We start from the raw sequence: 16,385 nt of genomic DNA on the forward strand, positions 1-16,385 counted from the left end.
ACCCATGAACAGATTCATGTACACGAAGTAACGCTGGTAGCCCGACTCGTGACCCATGTAGCCCACCGAGTACACGTGGATCCAAAAACCCACGAACGTCACCACGAACATCATCACCGACGACAACGGGTCCAGCAGAAACGCGACGTCGATTTGGAGCGGGCCGGCCGTCCAGGCGTAGAGCACCTGCGAAACCGGCTCGGGAGCCGCGCCGCCGAGGTACTCGATGATGGCCAGGATCGCCAGAACGGCCGAGAGCCCCGGTGCTCCGAGAGCCACCGCGGTAGTGGCCTTCTTCGAGATCCGCGGTCCGAGCACACCATTCAGGGCGGCGCCCGCGAAGGGCAGGAGCACGATGAGCCAGATGAGATCGAGCGCCTTCAAGTCCCTACCACCTCATGAGGTTGAGTCGGTTGAGATCAATGGTGCGCCGGCGCCGGTAGACCGCGATGAAAAGCGCCAGACCGACGGCCGCTTCGGCGGCCGCCACGGCGATGACCATGAGCACCAGGACGTGGCCGTCCAGAACCGCCGACAGATCGCCGGTTCGATCACCCAGAGACCTGGCGAAGGCCACGATCGTGAGATTGACCGAATTGAGCATCAGCTCGATCGACAGGAAGGCGGTGATCGCGCTCCGACGGCTGAGCACGCCGAGAGTGCCGATTCCGAAGAGCGCGGCGGCGAGGGCGAGGTACCAGAAGATGGGAACCGTCATGTCTTCTCACTGTCGCCGCGGCGAGCGAGAACCGTCGCGGCGGTCACCGCTGCGAGGAGCAGCAGGCCGACCATCTCGAAGGGCAGCAGATACGTTCCAAGAAGAGCTCGCGCCAGGGGCATCAGCGCGACGTCGGTTTCCTGCAACGGTGCCAGCGGCAAGCCGTGGAATCGACCCCAGAAGAGCGTGAACAGAAGCGCCGCGAAGCCGACGGCGGCGACGGCCGCCAGTACTTTCTGCAGACTCCACGCTCCGGAGCTGTCCCTGGAAACGTTGAGCAGCATGATGACGAACAGAAACAGCACCAGGATGGCGCCGGTGTAGACCAGGACCTGAACCGCCGCCAGAAAGGGCGCGCCCAGGAGCACGAAGAGCACGGCGATCGACACGAAGGTGACGACCAGGCTCATCACCGCATAGATCGGGTTGCGGTGCAGAACCACGACCAGAGAGGAAGCCAGCGCCAGCAGCGCGAACAATAGAAAGACCGCGAGCTCCACTACAGGATCCCTCCCACGGTCAGCGCGGCCACGGCAATCAGATTGAGGACTGCCAGCGGCAACAGGACTTTCCATCCGAGCCGCATGAGCTGATCGAAGCGAAAGCGCGGAAAACTCCAACGCACCCAGACGAAAAACAGCAGGAAGGCGGTCGCTTTGGCGACCAGAACCCCCACGCCCTGGGCCGCTACCCACCACCAGGGGCCGGTGTAGGCGAGCCCGGGAAGGTGCCAGCCGCCGAGATAGAGTGTCGCGGCAAGGCAGGAGAGCGTTGCCATCCCCATGTACTCGCCCATGAAGAAGAGAGCGAATTTCATCGAGCTGTATTCGGTGTGGTAGCCGGCCACCAGCTCCGATTCGGCCTCCGGCAGGTCGAAGGGCAACCGGTTGGTCTCGGCGAACGCGGCCACGACGAATACCAGAAAGCCGATGAACTGAGGGAGCGCGTTCCAGCGCGGCAGCAGTCCGAGGAGGTTGCCCTGCTGGTAACGGACGACTTCGTTGAGCTCGAACGAGCCCACCGGAAGAAGCACTGCGACGACGGCCAGGGTCAAGGCGAGCTCGTAGCTGATCATCTGGGCCGAAGCCCGGATCGACCCGAGCAGGGAGTACTTGTTGTTCGAGCTGTAGCCGGCCATGACCAGGGAATAGACGCCGAGGCTGGCCAAGGCCAGCAGCAGGAGGACTCCGGTCTCGGCTTCGGCCACTACCAGCGAAACGGAGTTGCCCAGGACGGTCACATCCGGCCCAAAGGGAATAACGACGAAGGTCGTCAGCGCCGGAATCAGAGCCAGAAGGGGGGCCAACCGGTGCAGGAACCGATCGGCGTCGGCCGGCGTGATGTCCTCCTTGCAGAGGAACTTGACTGCGTCCGCCAGCGCCTGCAGCAGGCCCAGGGGGCCGACTCGGTTCGGCCCCAGGCGGTCCTGAATCATGGCGCTGCCGCGCCGCTCGACCCAGACCATCACGGGCGTGACCGAGAGCAAGAGCACGAGCCACAGGGCGGTCTTGGCAAATGTGGCTAGAAGATCGAAGCTCATTGGCTCATTGAGGGCGAACCGGAAGTTGAATTCCGCTGGCGGGCAGCTCCGTCAGGCTGACGTCCTCGAGTGCCGACAGCTCGGTGGCCATCAGGCCGAACACGTCGGCGACCGTCTTGGGAGCAAAGTCGGGTCGGAATTTCCGCAACAGATCGACGAGGGCCTCGACGCCGGTTCTGACTCCGGCCGGCGGCGGGAACGCGCGCTCGAACTTCTGAATACGATTCTGCGAGTTGACCAGAGTGCCCTCGGTCTCGGCGTGGGTGGCGATCGGCAAGACGATGTCGGCGATCTCGGTGAGCTCCGTCGTGGCCCAGCCGACCACCACGATCGTCTCGGCCTTGCGGAGGCCCTCGAGCGCGGCGGGAGAGCGGAGGGCGTTGTCCAATCCCGCACGACCACCATCGAAGAGGAGCAGTGCGGAGTGAGCGCCGTTCACGGCGCCGGCCAGCATCTTCGCGGTTCTTTCGGCGGAGCTCGGGGCCTCGAGGCCTGCGAGTTCGGCGCCACGCCGGTTGGGCGTGATCTCGCTGCCGACCAGGCCGCCGTTCGAAGTCGGAATCAGCCGCTCGGGACCGGGCTCTCGCAAACCCCCCCGATGAGGCGTTTCCAGAGAATCGGCCAGCAACTTGAGCAGATACGCTTCTTCGGTCGTCGCCGCGCCCCGAGCGAGAATACCGACCGTCCCCATGGCGGCGCCGTGAGCCAAAGAGTGGTGGATCGAGGTGAGCGCCTCGTCCCAGGTGATCGTCCGGATCTCGCCACGGCCATTTCGCCGTTTCGGCGTGCTCAGCCGGGGTTCGTCATACGCCTGGAAGGTCGTGCGGCCGAAATCGCACATCCAGTGGTCGTTGACCTCGTCGTTGGCCCGAGGCTTGTAGCGCTGGATCTTGCCACGGCGATGCTCGAGGGTGATGTTGCATCCGGCGTCGCAGCCGGTGCACAGCGACGGCTTCTTGTCCAGGTACCAGACCCGCTCGGCGAATCGAAACTGGGTCGAGGTGAGGGCTCCAACCGGGCAGATGTCGACTACACAGGTCGATAGAGGATTGTCGAGCTCGTTGCCCGGGAAGACACCGATCTCGGCCCGCGAACCGCGCTGAAAAAAGCCGAGCTCGCCGGTTCCGGAAATCTCTTCCGTAAAGCGAACGCAGCGCGTGCATTGGATGCAGCGATTCATGTTCAAGACGACGTTCGGTCCGAGCGGTATCCGCTCCTTGCCTGGGTAGGTGCGCTTGTCCTCGTAGGAGAAACGAGAGAATGCCTGGCCGTGCTTGAAGGAATAGTCCTGGAGGCCGCATTCTCCGGCCTGATCGCAGATCGGGCAGTCCAGGGGGTGGTTGATGAGGAGGAACTCCATCATCCCCTCCTGGGCGGCCCGAACTTCGTCGTCGTCGATTCGGACCTCCATGCCGTCCTTCATGATCTGCGTGGTGCAACCGGTCTGGAGGTTGGGCATGCCTTCGATCTTGACCAGGCACATCCGGCACTGGCCGACGACCGAGAGCTTGGGGTGATAGCAGTAGTGAGGGATCTGAACACCCGCCTTGAGACTGGCGTCAACGAGATTGCTCCCAGCCTCGACCTCGACCGTTCGGCCGTCGATCGTCACGCTGACCATGTTCTTCGACATCTACGCGGTTTCCTCGAAGACCGGTCGGTAGGGGTGCGGGCAGCGTCCGGCGGCTAGATGCTCTTCGATCTCGGGTCGGAAGTTCTGCACCAACGAACGGACGGGTCCGACACAGGCGTCGGCAAGGGCGCAGAGCGCGGTGCCACTCATATTGGCGGTCATTCTCAGAAGCAGATCCGGGTCCTCGGGACGACCTTCGCCGCGCTCGATGCGACCCAGCACCAGCTGGGACCAGTTGGTTCCTTCGCGGCAGGGCGTGCACTGACCGCAGGACTCATGGGCAAAGAACTTGGCCAACCTCTGAACCGCGCGCACCAGGCAGGTGGTTTCGTCCATGACCACGACCGCTGCCGAGCCCAGCATGCTGCCGACCTTGGCGAGGCTGTCGAAATCCATTGGCAGATGGCTGTGCTCGGCGCCCAGCAAGGCGGCCGAGGCGCCGCCCGGAATAAAGGCCTTGAGTGCTTTGCCGCCGAGGACGCCTCCGGCGGCTTCCAGGAGCTCGTCCAAGGTAACGCCGATCGGGAATTCGTAGACGCCCGGGCGCTCCACGTGCCCGGAGATGCAGTAGAGCTTGGGCCCGGTATTGCGCTCGTCGGTTCCGACGTCGGAGAACCACTGGGCGCCGCGCGTCATGACGTGCGGGACATTGCACAGGGTCTCGACGTTGTTGATCACGGTGGGCGCTCCGAAGGCGCCGATGATCGCCGGGAAGGGCGGCTTCACTCGAGGCTGCCCTCGCTTACCCTCGAGCGATTCCAGCATTCCGGTTTCCTCGCCGCAGATGTAGGCGCCGGCTCCACGATGGACCCGCATGTCGAGCTTGAATCCGCTCTTCAAGACGTTGTCGCCGAGCACTCCGGCGTCGTAGGCCTCCCGGATCGCTGTTTCGAGGATCTCGGCCTGGCGAACGTACTCCCCCCGGATGTAGATGTAGCAGATGTGGGCACCGACGGCGTAGCAGCAGATGGCGCAGCCTTCGATCAGCTGGTGAGGGTCGGTCTCCATGAGGAGGCGGTCCTTGAAGGTGCCGGGCTCCGACTCGTCGGCGTTGCAGACCAGGTACTTGGGCTGGTCGGTCTCCTTGGGAATGAAGCCCCACTTGACCCCGGCCGGGAAGCCGGCACCCCCACGACCCCGGAGACCCGAGGCCTTGACTTCCTCGATGACGTCTCCGGGCTCCATCGAAAGCGCTTTCTCGAGACCCTCGTACCCACCGTCGCCACGATATGCCTCGAGGGGCACCGGCGCCTGGAGCGCCGTGGCGCCGTGACTTCTTCTGAGAAGAATCGCCTCGGCCGCCATCAATCCAAGCCCTCGAGGATCTCGGCGGCGCTTTGCGGAGTCAGGCGGGGATGGTATTCGTCGTCGACCATCATCATCGGCGCTTGCTCGCAGGCCCCCAGACACTCGAACTCGGCGACCGAGCAGCGGCCGTCGGCCGAGACCTCGTTCTCGCCCACGCCGAGGTGCCGCTTGACCGACTCCAGTATCTCTTGGCCGCCGCGCAGGGCGCACGAGAGGTTGGTGCAAACCCGAACACGGTGCCGCCCGATGGGACTCTGATGAAAGAGATCGTAGAAGGTGACCACGCCCAGGACCTTGGCCGGGGCGAGGTCGAGCTCAGCGGCGACGGCCAGGATGGCCTCTTCGGGTAGCCACCCGCCCCAGTGCTTCTGTGCGAAATGCAGTGCCGGGAGGAGCAGGGCCTCTGCGGTCGGGTAGTGGCGGCGCAGTTCGTCGATCGCGCCGGCGACCTCTTCGGGCAGCTCGGCTGCAGCCACCTCGGTTTCAGGCACCAAGGCTCCTCTTTTGGCGGGCCGGCCGCAGATCGAGACCGCCCCTCTTCCAGATGTAGGCGAGGCCGATCAAGATCAATGCGACGAACACCATCACCGCCCAGAACAGAGGCCAGCTGCCCTCGCGAATGACCAGCGCCCAGGGGTAGAGGAAGGCGGCCTCGACGTCGAAGACGACGAAGTCGATGGCGATCAGGAAGAACAGCACCGAGATTCGCTTGTGCGACCGGTCGAGAAGGGGCTCGCCGGATTCGTAGGTCTGCAGGTCGACTCTGCCGCCGAGGCGCCGCGAGACCCAATTCGACAGTAGGAGGATAACGACGCCGAGAGCCAGTGCCAGCCCGAGCGCCAGCAAAACAGGGTAATGATCCTGTGGCATGTCAGATAAGCGACGGGCTCGAAATCAGCGGCCTACAGAGCTCGTGAAGAATGTCACAAGCTCCAAAGTGTGACAAGAGCACGAGCCCGAACACCGACTCGTCGGCGTCCTGGCGAGGCCGACGCGATCTGTGTCAGGATTGAAAGAGAATGGTGCGAAAGGGGGGACTCGAACCCCCACGGTATTGCTACCACAAGGTCCTGAACCTTGCGCGTCTACCAATTCCGCCACTTTCGCAGCCGCAGAAGATCATAGGGAGTGCCCAGCAGCGTGTCAAACAATTCCGGCAGCCCCAGGACGGGCCATCGCGCCGGCGACGAGGGGGTCATCCGCGCGGAGCTCGAGCTCTTGCTCGACGCCGCGGGCCGGAAAGGCCTGTCGCGAACCGATCTCGAGGCCTGGGCGGCGGAGCGGGGCGTCGCGGAGCGCCTGCCGAAAGCGCTCTCGGAGCTGACCGCGACGGCCGTGGCGGTGGTCTGGAACCGTCGCTGGATCGGAGTTCGCCATACCGACTGGACTCCAGGCAGAGTGCGAGCCCAGGCCCGGGGCGGAGCCCTCTTGCTGACCGGGGCCGGTGGGGAAGCCGGTTACTTTCTTCCGGCGGCTCAGCTCAAGGGCGCCCGAGACGGCGATCTCGTTCTGGTCCGGCCCGCCCGGTCCCGGGGGCGCGGGAGCCGAGGCAAGCGCCGCGCCCGGCCCGGGAGCGCAGTCGCTGGCAGGGGGCGGCTGCCCGAGGCGACGGTGGTCAAGGTGCTCGCGCGCGGAGCCAAGGAAGTGGTCGGCTTCATCGACAAGAGCCGGCCGCGCGAGCTGGTTCCTTTCGATTCGAGAAGCCGGCTGCAGGTCGTGCTCGCCGAGAGTCGAGCCGATCTCGACGGCCACTTCGCGGTTGCCGGACTGCATCGAGAGGTTGAGAGCGGAGCGAGCAAGGCCACGGCGGCTCACCTGGAAGATCTCGGTGCCCTCGAAGAGCCCGGCACGGACGTGCGCGCGATCCTGCGCCACTTCGAGATTCCCGAGCCCTTCTCCGAGGGCGCTCTGGCGGCCGCCGCCGGCCGGCCCAGCGAGCCCCGGCCCGAAGACCTCACTGGCCGCGAGGATCTGCGTGCGCTGGCTACGATCACGATCGACGGCGAGAGCGCCCGCGATTTCGACGACGCGATCTCGATCTCTAGGCGAGGCAAAGGAGACGGCTTCCAGCTCGCCGTCCATATCGCCGATGTGGCGCACTATGTGCCTGAGGGCGGGATCCTCGATCTCGAAGCCTACGAGCGCGGCACCAGCACCTATTTTCCGGATCGCGCGATTCCGATGCTTCCCGAGGCACTCTCCAACGGCCTCTGTTCGCTCAGGCCCAGGGTCGACCGGCTGGCGATGACCGCCTTGCTCGAGTTCTCGAGCAGCGGGGAGCTCCTGAACCGGAGTTTCGCGGAGTCCGTGATCCGGAGTGACCGTCGTTTTACCTATGACGAGGTGAGTCGGCTGCTGGAGGACCGCGACACCGCCGCCAGAGATGAGTATGTCGGCGACCCGAATCTGCATGAGCTTCTGCTGGTGGCGCGAGAGCTCATGCAGGCGCTGTTTCGCCGTCGCAGCGAGCGCGGCTCCATCGACTTTGATCTCCCGGAGGGCGACGTCATCCTCGACACCGAGGGCGTCACCATCGGGATCAAGCCCGGTGAGCGCAATGTCGCGCATCGAATCATCGAAGAGTTCATGATTGCCGCCAACGAGGCGGTCGCTGCGGAGCTGGTGGGCGCGGAAGAACCCGCCCTCTATCGCATTCATACCGAGCCCGATCGGGCCCGCTTCGAGGAACTGCGTGCCTTTCTGGAGCCTCTCGGTGTGCCCCTGGAGCTCGGTCCGGAAGAGCCGCATCCGAGCCACCTGCAGGAGGTCCTGCGCCGAGTCGAGGGGCATCCGGAAGAGCCTTTTGTCGCCACCTTGATCTTGCGGGCGATGAAGCGAGCGGTCTACGACCCGGAATGCAAAGGGCACTACGCTTTGGCGAGTCGCACCTACACCCATTTCACGTCGCCGATCCGCCGCTATCCGGATCTCGTGGTGCACCGGGCTCTCAAGCGCCGGATCTCGGGGCTGCGGCTCGACGAGGAAGTAGAAGCCGCATACCGCGCCAGGCTGGAGTCCATCGCCGAGCACACGAGTTCCACAGAGCGGCGAGCCGAGCGCGCCGAGCGGACTTTGCTGCAGTGGAAGGTCGTGCGTCTTCTCGCACCGCGTGAAGGCGAGGTTTTCTCGGGCCGCGTGACGGGGGTCCAGCCGTTCGGCGTGTTCGTCCAGCTGGAGGGGTTCTACGCCGACGGCCTGTTGCCGATCGCGGCTCTGACCGACGACTACTACACCTTCGAGGCGGAGAAACACCGGCTCGTCGGCCGGCGCGGACGGATCCTGCGGCTCGCCGACCGCCTCGACGTGAAGCTCGCCGCCGTGGATCCCATGCGCCGGATGTTGACCCTCGGCCTGCCGGACTAGGCCCACACGCGGTTCGGTCCGGCTGCGATTGGCGGTAGACTTCGAACATGACAAGTGCCCGCAAGCCACCCTCGAGAATCCTGTGCTCGCTTCTGGCGGTCACGGCCTGCCTTGCGCTCGGCTGTACCCCGGCGGCGGTCGAGGATGCCGCGGCCAAGGCGGAGATCCAGACCTTCCTGGAGGAGTTCCTGCCGGCTCTGGGGAACGCCTACGCGCAGGGAGATGCCAACCTGATCGAGCCGTACGTCGCGTCGAAGGAGATCGCGAGAGTGGGGAAGAGATTGGACGAGCTCTCGGCCAAGGGCCTGGTCTACGCGCCGAGCGTCCGGACGATCACGATTGAATCGGTCAACGTCTGGAATAACTCGAACGCCTTCGTGTCCACTCTGGAGATCTGGGACGTGCGCCGCCTGGCCGCCGGGACCGAGCTGCCGATCGACGAGGTTCTGGAGCAGCCCAACCGCGTCAAGTATCAGATGAAACGCGACGAGAACGGCTGGCGAGTTCTTTACCGGACGATCCAGGACTAGTTCGCAGCCGTGGACTCCATGCGCTCAATTCGGGCGACGGTCGCGATCGTCGGGCGCCCCAACGTGGGCAAGTCGACGCTGTTCAACCGCCTCGTCGGCCGGCGGCAGGCTATCGTCCACGATCGCCCGGGCGTCACCCGAGACCGCATCACCGGGCCGACGACGCTGGGTGAGCGCCCCGTGCACCTGATCGACACCGGTGGCCTTCAGATGAGCGAGGACATCCTGGGCCTCAACGAACAAGTCTTCCTGGCGGTCGAGGAAAGCGATCTGCTGCTCCTGGTGGTGGACGGCAAGGAGGGCCGGAGCGCGGGCGACGAGGAGGTTTGGCAGGCGCTGCGGCGCTACGGCAAGCCGACGGTGTTGGTGATCAACAAGGGCGACGTCAAGGTGGCGGAGGCCAACCAGGCCGAGTTCTTCGCCCTCGGGATCTCGCCTCAGGTGTTGGTCTCCGCCGAGCACGGCCTCGGGCTCGAAGAGCTCCATCGAGCCGTGGCGGAGCTACTGCCCGAGCAAGCCGTGGAGGAAGGTGCTCCGGATCTGCCGTCGCTGGCGATCGTCGGCCGCCCCAACGTCGGCAAGTCCTCGCTCTTGAACCGGTTCGTGGGTGCCGATCGAGCCCTGGTTTCCCCCCTGGCCGGAACCACCAGAGATCCGGTGGACTCGATCCTCGAGGTGGGGGAGACCACCTATCGCCTGGTCGATACGGCCGGAATCAGGCGGCGCAGCCAGGTCAGCGGGGAAGCCGAGGAGCTGGCGGTGATGATGGCGCGCAGGCAGCTGGAGAGGGCCGAGTTGGCTCTGCTGGTGGTGGACGCAGCCGACGGGATCACCACCGGCGACCTGGCGATAGCCGGGGCGGCCTGGGATCTCGGCCGAGCGATGGTGATTCTGGTGAACAAGTGGGACCTGGTCGACGAGGAGGCTCGCCGGCGCCTCGACGACAGCTGGCCCCGGCTGGCCGAACTGGCGTTCGAGCCCGAGCGGGTCAATCTCTCCGCCGAGACCGGCCGCGGCCTGGACAAGGTGTTTCCCGCCGTAGAGCGGGTGCGAGTCGCCTATCGGGTCTCGCTGGCGACGTCGGAGGTCAACCGGATATTCCAGAGGGCGGTGAGCAGGCATCAGGCGCCGGCCGAGCGCGGCAAGCCCTGGAACCTGCTCTATGCGACCCAGGTCAAGACCGGGCCACCGACCTTCGTCCTGTTCGCAAACCGCTCGCTGCCGAGAAATGCCTCGTATCGGCGCTATTTGGAGAACTTTCTCAGGCGGGAGCTGGGCCTGAGCGGAGTACCCATTCACTTGAAGATCAAGACGCGCTCGAGGCGGGGTGACAGTGCTTAATGTATAACCTTAGGGTTGCGAGGCCATATCCGCGTCCTGTATACTTAAAGTCAATTCTCTCATGTAAAACCTCAAGACTTTTCCGCTCACTCAATGGACTCTAAGAAGCCACCACTGACGGATCTCCGCACGGGCATGACTCGCGCGGACCTCACCGATGCGGTCTACCGCCGTCACGGCGGTCTGACCAAGACGGAGGCGGCGGAGGTCGTCAACAAGATCTTCGACACCATGAAGCTGAATCTTCTAGAGGGCCGGCCGGTCAAGATTCAGAACTTCGGCGTCTTCGAGATCGCCTCCCGGAAAGGGAGGGCAGGGGTCAACCCGGTGACCGGGCGGCGGATTTTCATACCCGCCCACCGTAGCCTCCAGTTTCGCCCGGCACCGCGCCTCAAAGACGCTGTTCAGGAGCCCGAAGAAAGTCACTAGTCTGTGCCTGCGGATCTCTGACCACGGCAAATCTTGGCGAAAAAGCTCTATTACAAGATCGGTGAGGCATGCAAGCGGCTGGATATCCAGCCCTACGTGCTGCGCTACTGGGAGACCGAGTTCCCGCTGTTGGCCCCCAGCAAGAGCACCTCGGGCCAGCGCGTCTACAGCGAGCAGGATCTGCGAGTCATCCAGCGCATCAAGGAGCTTCTCTACGAAGAGGGCTACACCATCGCCGGGGCGAAAAAGAAGCTGGAAAAGCAGGATCTCTCGAGTCTCAGCGAGGTAAGAGAGAAGCCCAAGCCGCTCGAGATAGCGGAAGTCGAGCCCTCCGAGCCCGAACCGCCGCCGGCTCCGAAGCCGGCGCCGGCGAAGGCCCGAGCCCGGTCGCGACCGAAGGCCAAGGGCCCAAAGAAGAAGACCCCAGCGGCGGCCTCGGGAGGCGCCGAGGCGAAACTGCGCCGGGGCATCCGCGAGGCCCTGAAAGAGGCCCGCGGTATTCTCGAGTTGCTCGACAGCTAGCCTCGACTCACGCTAGAGTAATCGCCGGTCGGGACGTGGCGCAGTCTGGTAGCGTACCTGAATGGGGTTCAGGGGGTCGCGAGTTCAAATCTCGCCGTCCCGACCATGTAAACCGAAAAGAATCAAGTGATTAGAGCGTATTACTGCTGGATTGATTCCCGGCAAAACCGGATCTGCAAGACTCCTGCAAGACTCCTGGCCCAATAACGAAGGGCGTTTCGGTGCCGACCGCGGCAGCGGAAGCAAGTCGGTCTTCCGTTGTGGTGCCGCACACCGACTCGGCAACTAGCTCTGGTTGAGCTACAGGTGAGGATTGCTGAAGAGGTGGGGCCGAACCCGGAAGTGTGCGAGGACGTGGATTAGGCTCGGACGGTGCAAGCAGCCGACCGGATCTCAGGTGAGATCGCGGCAGCTTTGAACGGCAAGGGGAAGGGGACCGTGGAGCCGATCAGGCGCCGACCAACGTCACCCGACGGAAAATCTGAGCCGCTATGCTCGTTGTTCCCGCCAGAGCCAAGCCCCGAGAGCACCCACGCCGACAACTGCGAGTACGCTGGCCCACATTGGAATCTCGGTGCTACCCGCGATGACTGGCACCTGGAAGACCAGTCGCGCCACGTGGAGCAGGGCAATGAGTAAAAGGAAGACTGTTGCTAGAAGAGCTGCGGGTTTCATCTTGATGCCTCCAATCCACACGAACTGTCCTGCAATCTACGAAGGCGAGCCAACCCAGCCCCTGCGCTCCGGCTTCAGGAGATGGGGGGTGTGAGCGCCAGAACGTCGAGACTGAAGCCGGTCTATTCCGCCGCTTCAGCCAGTGGCGCCTTGAGGCGCTGGTAGCGGTCCCAGGTCTCGAGCACTCGAGCGTAGTCGGGGTCCTTACGGGCCAACTCCCTCGCGCTGACTGGCGAGCGCACGGCGTCTCCTTGTCTGACCGCGATGAAGCGCGCGGAATCGTTCGCGCGCAAGTAGGCCTTGGAGTTGCCACCACTCGACTTGATCGCCGTGATGCGAACCGGGACCCCGGGAAGAGGACCGAACCTCACCGTCTCGAAGCGGCTTTCGATGCTGATCCCGAGAGCGAGAATGGTCCCCTCAAAATCGTCGACCAAGATGTCGCAGTCGGTGCCGGCCTTGGTCACCATCATCGTGACCTCTATCGGCCACATGCCTGGAGTGACCTCCCAGAACCTACCGCCTGCGTTGCAGGTGAACTTGGCGGTTGCATGACCTGCCGAAGCCAGGCAGATCACGACGAGAACAGCGACTACGAAGATCTTCAACCGAAACATAAACCCTCCTTTTCTGCACCCCCGGCCAAGGCCGGATTGGCCTGTTCGGTCTGCTTCGAAACCTAATCGGCTGGGAAACGTTGAGCCGATGAGGCGCTAGTCCGAGCGCGACCTAGCCGCTTTGCGCCCTGGGTTCTCCCAGGTGCGCCTTTGTCGAGGCAGGCTATAGATTACGCCTGGAGTTAGGAAACGAGCGCCACCCGAAGGGGCAGGGCTGTCGTCAAGAACGGCCGGAGCGAGTACAGTGAGGCAGGCCGTCACCCCAGAGCCGGCTTCTTCCGCAGCAGAAAGTAGGCGAACGCTCCAGGGAGCTTGCCCAAGACGACGATCAGGAGCCACACCCAGCGCTCGCGGCTGCCAGATGCTGTACTCAGCCAGCAGTGCCGGATCATCGCGATCCAGAAGCCGAGGGCCGCCAGGGCAAGCAGTATGACGAAACCGGCCATGGTCATCTCGAACGCGTTCATTGGTTCTCCTTTCTCCTCTCAACTGTCACTCTCCAGTACGCGAGGGGCCGCGCCTTTATTCGACACTCCGACCTCGTGGCTATCTGCAAGGTTGCCAGCTCTACCCAGGCCGTTCGAGGCTCTGGGCGGGCGTAGCTGTTTTACTTAGGAGCGCAGCCCCACCTATCCAGGCTGGAGAAGAGCGGCGTGGTCCGTCCAAGCAGGCGACGACGCCTGCTAGACTGCTCGCCAACGAAGAGAAAAGCGCCTACCGGTTAACCCGAAATGAGTTTGCTCCGATCACTGACCCGATTCAATCGGAACGACTGAGGCTCGCTCGTCGGTACAGGCACATAGGTCATGCACCACGCAACAGTCCTCATCATCGACGACTCCCGGCTCGTACGGAAGATGTACCAACACCAACTGCTCGTCAACTCTTACCACGTTCTCACCGCGGATAGCGGCGAAACCGGGCTCGACGTATTGCGGCAGAACAAGGTCGACCTCGTCATGCTCGATCTCGGCCTCCCAGGGATCGGCGGCATCGAGGTTCTCGAGACGATCATGGGCGACGAGTCTCTTCGCGCCATTCCCGTGGTCGTCTTCTCCGCGAAAGAGCAGGAGACGTTGATGGAAAAAGCCCTGGAGCTCGGCGCTAAAGAGTTCATCGCAAAGGCGACGACACCCGTGGAGAAGGTCATCGAGAAGATCCGGACCGTCCTCGAACACAGCCGCACCGAGCATGAAGCCCGCCACTACCGCATCGCCCTCGACCCGGTGTCGCTCGACGCGCACGACCTCGCGACCGCTCTCGGCCTCGATTGTCTGGCATGCGGCAAGTGTGACTCAGGCCTGATCGTCGAGCTGACCCCGGAAGCGGTGAGTGACTTACGCTCCACCCAACATCTCGATGCGAGGATCATTTGCCCGGTGTGCGAAGCCCGGTGAGATTCGTCGCCGCTTGGCCCTAGGCGGGTTCTGGGCTGGGCACTCAGCCGGAAACGGGCCTCTCGCTTCCCATCATCGGCAAGCTACCCGGACACACCCAAGCGGCAACAACGCCAACGCTACGCTCACCTAGCGGCCGATCCTGTGCGGCAGGCCGCCGACCGAATCTCGGGCGAGATTGCGGCTGCGATGAACGGACAAGCGAAGGGCGAGGTCGCGCCGACCGGGAGCTAGCCTACTGCGTCGTACTTCGTCGCATAAACGAGGTACACCGGTATTGACCATCAGCCGATGGCTATGGTCGGCTCGCGGAGTAGGAAATCGCTTTTCCGCGTTGTGGGGCCTTAGTCTGTGAACCGGCCGCGGAGTGGCAGCCACAGACTCATCGAGTCGGGCTGGGTCCCACGGTATGTAGCGGTCGACCTGTTACCTATCTGTCCGGGCCAAACAGACAGGGCTCGACCGCTACAACCAACGCCCCGACTTCCTGTTCCTCTCGATCAACACCGATGCACGTGACCCTACGGCGGAGGCAGTAGCTGCAGATCGGTGTCGATCTCGATCGTCAGCCGCCCGTTGGCATCGACCGTGGTCTGGTTCCCGAGCACGACCGCACTGCCGGCACGCAGGGTCAGATCGGCAGATCCGAACACGATGAAGTCGGGCCCCAGCACGATCCGCTGGCAGTGCTCGCGGGTCTCGGTTCCGAACACGGTCTCGGAGAGCTCCAGGTCGGGGCAGGCGATGAACTCGTAGGCGCCGCTGTCGCAGGCCCCGGCGGGGCGCGTGGCGCCGCGCTGATCCTTTGCCTCCGGGCAGCTCATCGGCAACCCGATGGCGTTGCTCCCCTCCAGCAGCGCGTGGGTGCGGGTGGGGCCACCGTTGTCGGCAAGGCGCCGGGCGAGGTCGCTGAGAGTGCCAAGAACACCGCAGCTGGTGTCGTCGGCGAGGTTGCCGCCGTTGTCGGTGATCGTGCCGCTGCCGGTTCTGCAGTTCGCAGTGGGGCTTGCGGCCAGCAGAGTGTTCTCGAGGTATGCCTTCCCCGAGAAGACGTTGATCGCGCCGCCCCCGGAGTTGCCCGAGAGCGTCGAGTGAATCAGGGTGACCGTGCCGGGGCTGTCGATGCCGCCCCCTTTGTTCGTACCACCGGAGTTTGCGGACAGGGTGGAGTTGGTGAGGGTCGCGATGCCGTAGTTGCTCAGGCCACCGCCGTTGTAGGCGGAGTTCCCGGAGATCGTCGAGCCGGTGATCACCACGTCGCCGCCGTTGTAGATGCCGCCGCCGCCGCCGGAGAAGCCGCCCGCGGAATTTCCGGAGACGGTGGAGTTGGTGAGGGTGAGGTCGGAAGGGAAGCTGTTGGCGATGGCGCCACCCAGGTAGTCGAACGAGGCACCGCCGCCGTTGCTCAGCGTGGTGTTTTGAAGGGTCAGATTACCGGAGGACGAATAGACGTTGAAGAACCGGAACTCCGGAGCGCCGGTACCTCGCGCGATGGTGTGGCCGTTGCCCTCGATGACAATGTCGGTGACAACCTGGGGCAGACCGTTGGGTCCGGGGACGCGGAGGCCGGTAGCGGGAGTCGTGTTGTTCACCTCAGTGAGGGTCACGTCGGCGGTGAGCCGGATCTCGTCCGCACCCGAGCCCTTCGGACAAAGCCCCGTCGCCGTATTGGTGTTGGCGGCGGTAACGGCGTCCACCAGCGTGCACCCACCGCTCACGTTGATGATGTCGGGAGCCACCGGACGCGGAAGGACGAGGACGAGGATCGCCAGGAGTTGCGCCGGCCGATTGTGCAAGAGCCGGCCGTCGGCCAGCCAATGGACTCTGGAGCAGCCTGTAGCCGAATGATTCAACGCAGTTTCTCTTCGAGATCGAGGCGAGCATCACAGAAAGATCGCGACAGCCACAACGCCCTTTGGGGTAGGGAACCGGAGCCATCAAGAGGAATCCCGGGGTTCCCCAGATCCATCGCCTGTGGTCGACCAGGGCGTGCGGCTACTCGATGCTGAAGGTCGTCGGGCGGCGGCCGACCGGGTCAAATCTCTGCTCGTGCAGTTGTTCAACTTCGCCACCGAGGAAGAAGAGTGGCGTGGAGTGGGGGAGCGTCGCTGACGAGAGCCGTTCTGAGCTCCGCACCGCGGGGTAGTGGGTCAGTTTGAACTGACCCACTACCCACCGCGGGCGCATATTGTCCGCCCACCCAAGTCCTGTTAGCCTATTTGGCAATAGAGATAACGCGCTCGTTGACAGGCCCGGGGAGGGGTCAGGGTCGGCGAACGAAACAAAAGTCATGGGTAGGCCGGCAGGGCCGA

Annotated in this window: 17 protein-coding genes and 2 tRNA genes; 7 read left to right on the plus strand and 12 right to left on the minus strand. The window is 64.1% G+C overall.

What is annotated here, in order from left to right; genetic code table 11:
• The 9 genes from GY769_07350 to GY769_07390 all read right to left on the minus strand — a co-directional run.
• Positions 1–384: NADH-quinone oxidoreductase subunit L (locus GY769_07350; GenBank protein MCP4201734.1), on the minus strand; the 384-nt coding region annotated here is incomplete at its 3' end.
• Between the two features lie 4 nt (positions 385–388).
• Complete coding sequence (gene nuoK, locus GY769_07355) at positions 389–718, minus strand: NADH-quinone oxidoreductase subunit NuoK (GenBank protein ID MCP4201735.1); 330 nt, start codon at positions 716–718, stop codon at positions 389–391.
• Complete coding sequence (locus GY769_07360; GenBank protein ID MCP4201736.1) at positions 715–1,218, minus strand: NADH-quinone oxidoreductase subunit J; 504 nt, start codon at positions 1,216–1,218, stop codon at positions 715–717. The genes nuoK and GY769_07360 overlap by 4 nt, the downstream gene beginning before the upstream one ends.
• Positions 1,218–2,258 carry an NADH-quinone oxidoreductase subunit NuoH gene (gene nuoH, locus GY769_07365; protein ID MCP4201737.1) on the minus strand — a complete coding sequence of 347 codons (1,041 nt, stop codon included), beginning with the start codon at positions 2,256–2,258 and terminating at the stop codon, positions 1,218–1,220. The genes GY769_07360 and nuoH overlap by 1 nt, the downstream gene beginning before the upstream one ends.
• 4 nt (positions 2,259–2,262) lie before the next feature.
• On the minus strand, positions 2,263–3,891 hold the full coding sequence (locus GY769_07370; GenBank protein MCP4201738.1) for a molybdopterin-dependent oxidoreductase: 1,629 nt from the start codon (positions 3,889–3,891) through the stop codon (positions 2,263–2,265).
• Positions 3,892–5,196: an NADH-quinone oxidoreductase subunit NuoF gene (gene nuoF, locus GY769_07375; GenBank protein MCP4201739.1), complete on the minus strand. Its 1,305-nt coding sequence runs from the start codon at positions 5,194–5,196 to the stop codon at positions 3,892–3,894.
• Positions 5,196–5,690: an NAD(P)H-dependent oxidoreductase subunit E gene (locus GY769_07380; GenBank protein MCP4201740.1), complete on the minus strand. Its 495-nt coding sequence runs from the start codon at positions 5,688–5,690 to the stop codon at positions 5,196–5,198. Before GY769_07380 ends, nuoF begins: the two co-directional genes overlap by 1 nt.
• Positions 5,683–6,069 (minus strand): NADH-quinone oxidoreductase subunit A, encoded by a 387-nt coding sequence (locus tag GY769_07385; GenBank protein MCP4201741.1) that lies wholly within the window; start codon positions 6,067–6,069, stop codon positions 5,683–5,685. Before GY769_07385 ends, GY769_07380 begins: the two co-directional genes overlap by 8 nt.
• Positions 6,070–6,219: 150 nt before the next feature.
• A tRNA-Leu gene (locus GY769_07390) sits at positions 6,220–6,306 on the minus strand.
• Positions 6,307–6,339: 33 nt separating this feature from the next.
• Here GY769_07390 and rnr point away from each other — a divergent pair.
• From rnr to GY769_07420, 6 genes are all read left to right on the plus strand, one after another.
• On the plus strand, positions 6,340–8,562 hold the full coding sequence (gene rnr / locus GY769_07395) for a ribonuclease R (GenBank protein ID MCP4201742.1): 2,223 nt from the start codon (positions 6,340–6,342) through the stop codon (positions 8,560–8,562).
• Between the two features lie 47 nt (positions 8,563–8,609).
• Positions 8,610–9,092, plus strand: a complete 483-nt coding sequence (locus GY769_07400) for a hypothetical protein (GenBank protein ID MCP4201743.1) — start codon at positions 8,610–8,612, stop codon at positions 9,090–9,092.
• 18 nt (positions 9,093–9,110) lie between these two features.
• Positions 9,111–10,433 (plus strand): ribosome biogenesis GTPase Der, encoded by a 1,323-nt coding sequence (gene der, locus GY769_07405; GenBank protein MCP4201744.1) that lies wholly within the window; start codon positions 9,111–9,113, stop codon positions 10,431–10,433.
• Positions 10,434–10,568: 135 nt separating this feature from the next.
• On the plus strand, positions 10,569–10,862 hold the full coding sequence (locus GY769_07410) for an HU family DNA-binding protein (GenBank protein MCP4201745.1): 294 nt from the start codon (positions 10,569–10,571) through the stop codon (positions 10,860–10,862).
• Positions 10,863–10,892: 30 nt separating this feature from the next.
• Positions 10,893–11,384: a MerR family transcriptional regulator gene (locus GY769_07415; protein ID MCP4201746.1), complete on the plus strand. Its 492-nt coding sequence runs from the start codon at positions 10,893–10,895 to the stop codon at positions 11,382–11,384.
• Positions 11,385–11,413: 29 nt separating this feature from the next.
• Positions 11,414–11,490: transfer RNA gene (locus tag GY769_07420), tRNA-Pro, on the plus strand.
• A 691-nt stretch (positions 11,491–12,181) separates the two neighbouring features.
• On the opposite strand, the gene GY769_07425 is transcribed toward GY769_07420, so the two are convergent.
• Both GY769_07425 and GY769_07430 read right to left on the minus strand, forming a co-directional pair.
• Positions 12,182–12,676 carry a hypothetical protein gene (locus GY769_07425; protein MCP4201747.1) on the minus strand — a complete coding sequence of 165 codons (495 nt, stop codon included), beginning with the start codon at positions 12,674–12,676 and terminating at the stop codon, positions 12,182–12,184.
• Positions 12,677–12,933: 257 nt separating this feature from the next.
• Positions 12,934–13,143, minus strand: coding sequence for a hypothetical protein (locus GY769_07430; GenBank protein ID MCP4201748.1), 210 nt, complete (start codon positions 13,141–13,143; stop codon positions 12,934–12,936).
• Positions 13,144–13,482: 339 nt separating this feature from the next.
• On the opposite strand from GY769_07430, the gene GY769_07435 reads away from it, so the two are divergent.
• Positions 13,483–14,073: a response regulator gene (locus tag GY769_07435; protein ID MCP4201749.1), complete on the plus strand. Its 591-nt coding sequence runs from the start codon at positions 13,483–13,485 to the stop codon at positions 14,071–14,073.
• A 521-nt stretch (positions 14,074–14,594) separates the two neighbouring features.
• Here the strand turns inward: GY769_07435 and GY769_07440 are convergent.
• Complete coding sequence (locus GY769_07440) at positions 14,595–15,926, minus strand: hypothetical protein (GenBank protein MCP4201750.1); 1,332 nt, start codon at positions 15,924–15,926, stop codon at positions 14,595–14,597.
• Between the last annotated feature and the right edge of the window lie 459 nt (positions 15,927–16,385).

The organism is bacterium (assembly GCA_024224155.1).
In the GTDB taxonomy this organism is placed as follows: domain Bacteria; phylum Acidobacteriota; class Thermoanaerobaculia; order Multivoradales; family JAHEKO01; genus CALZIK01.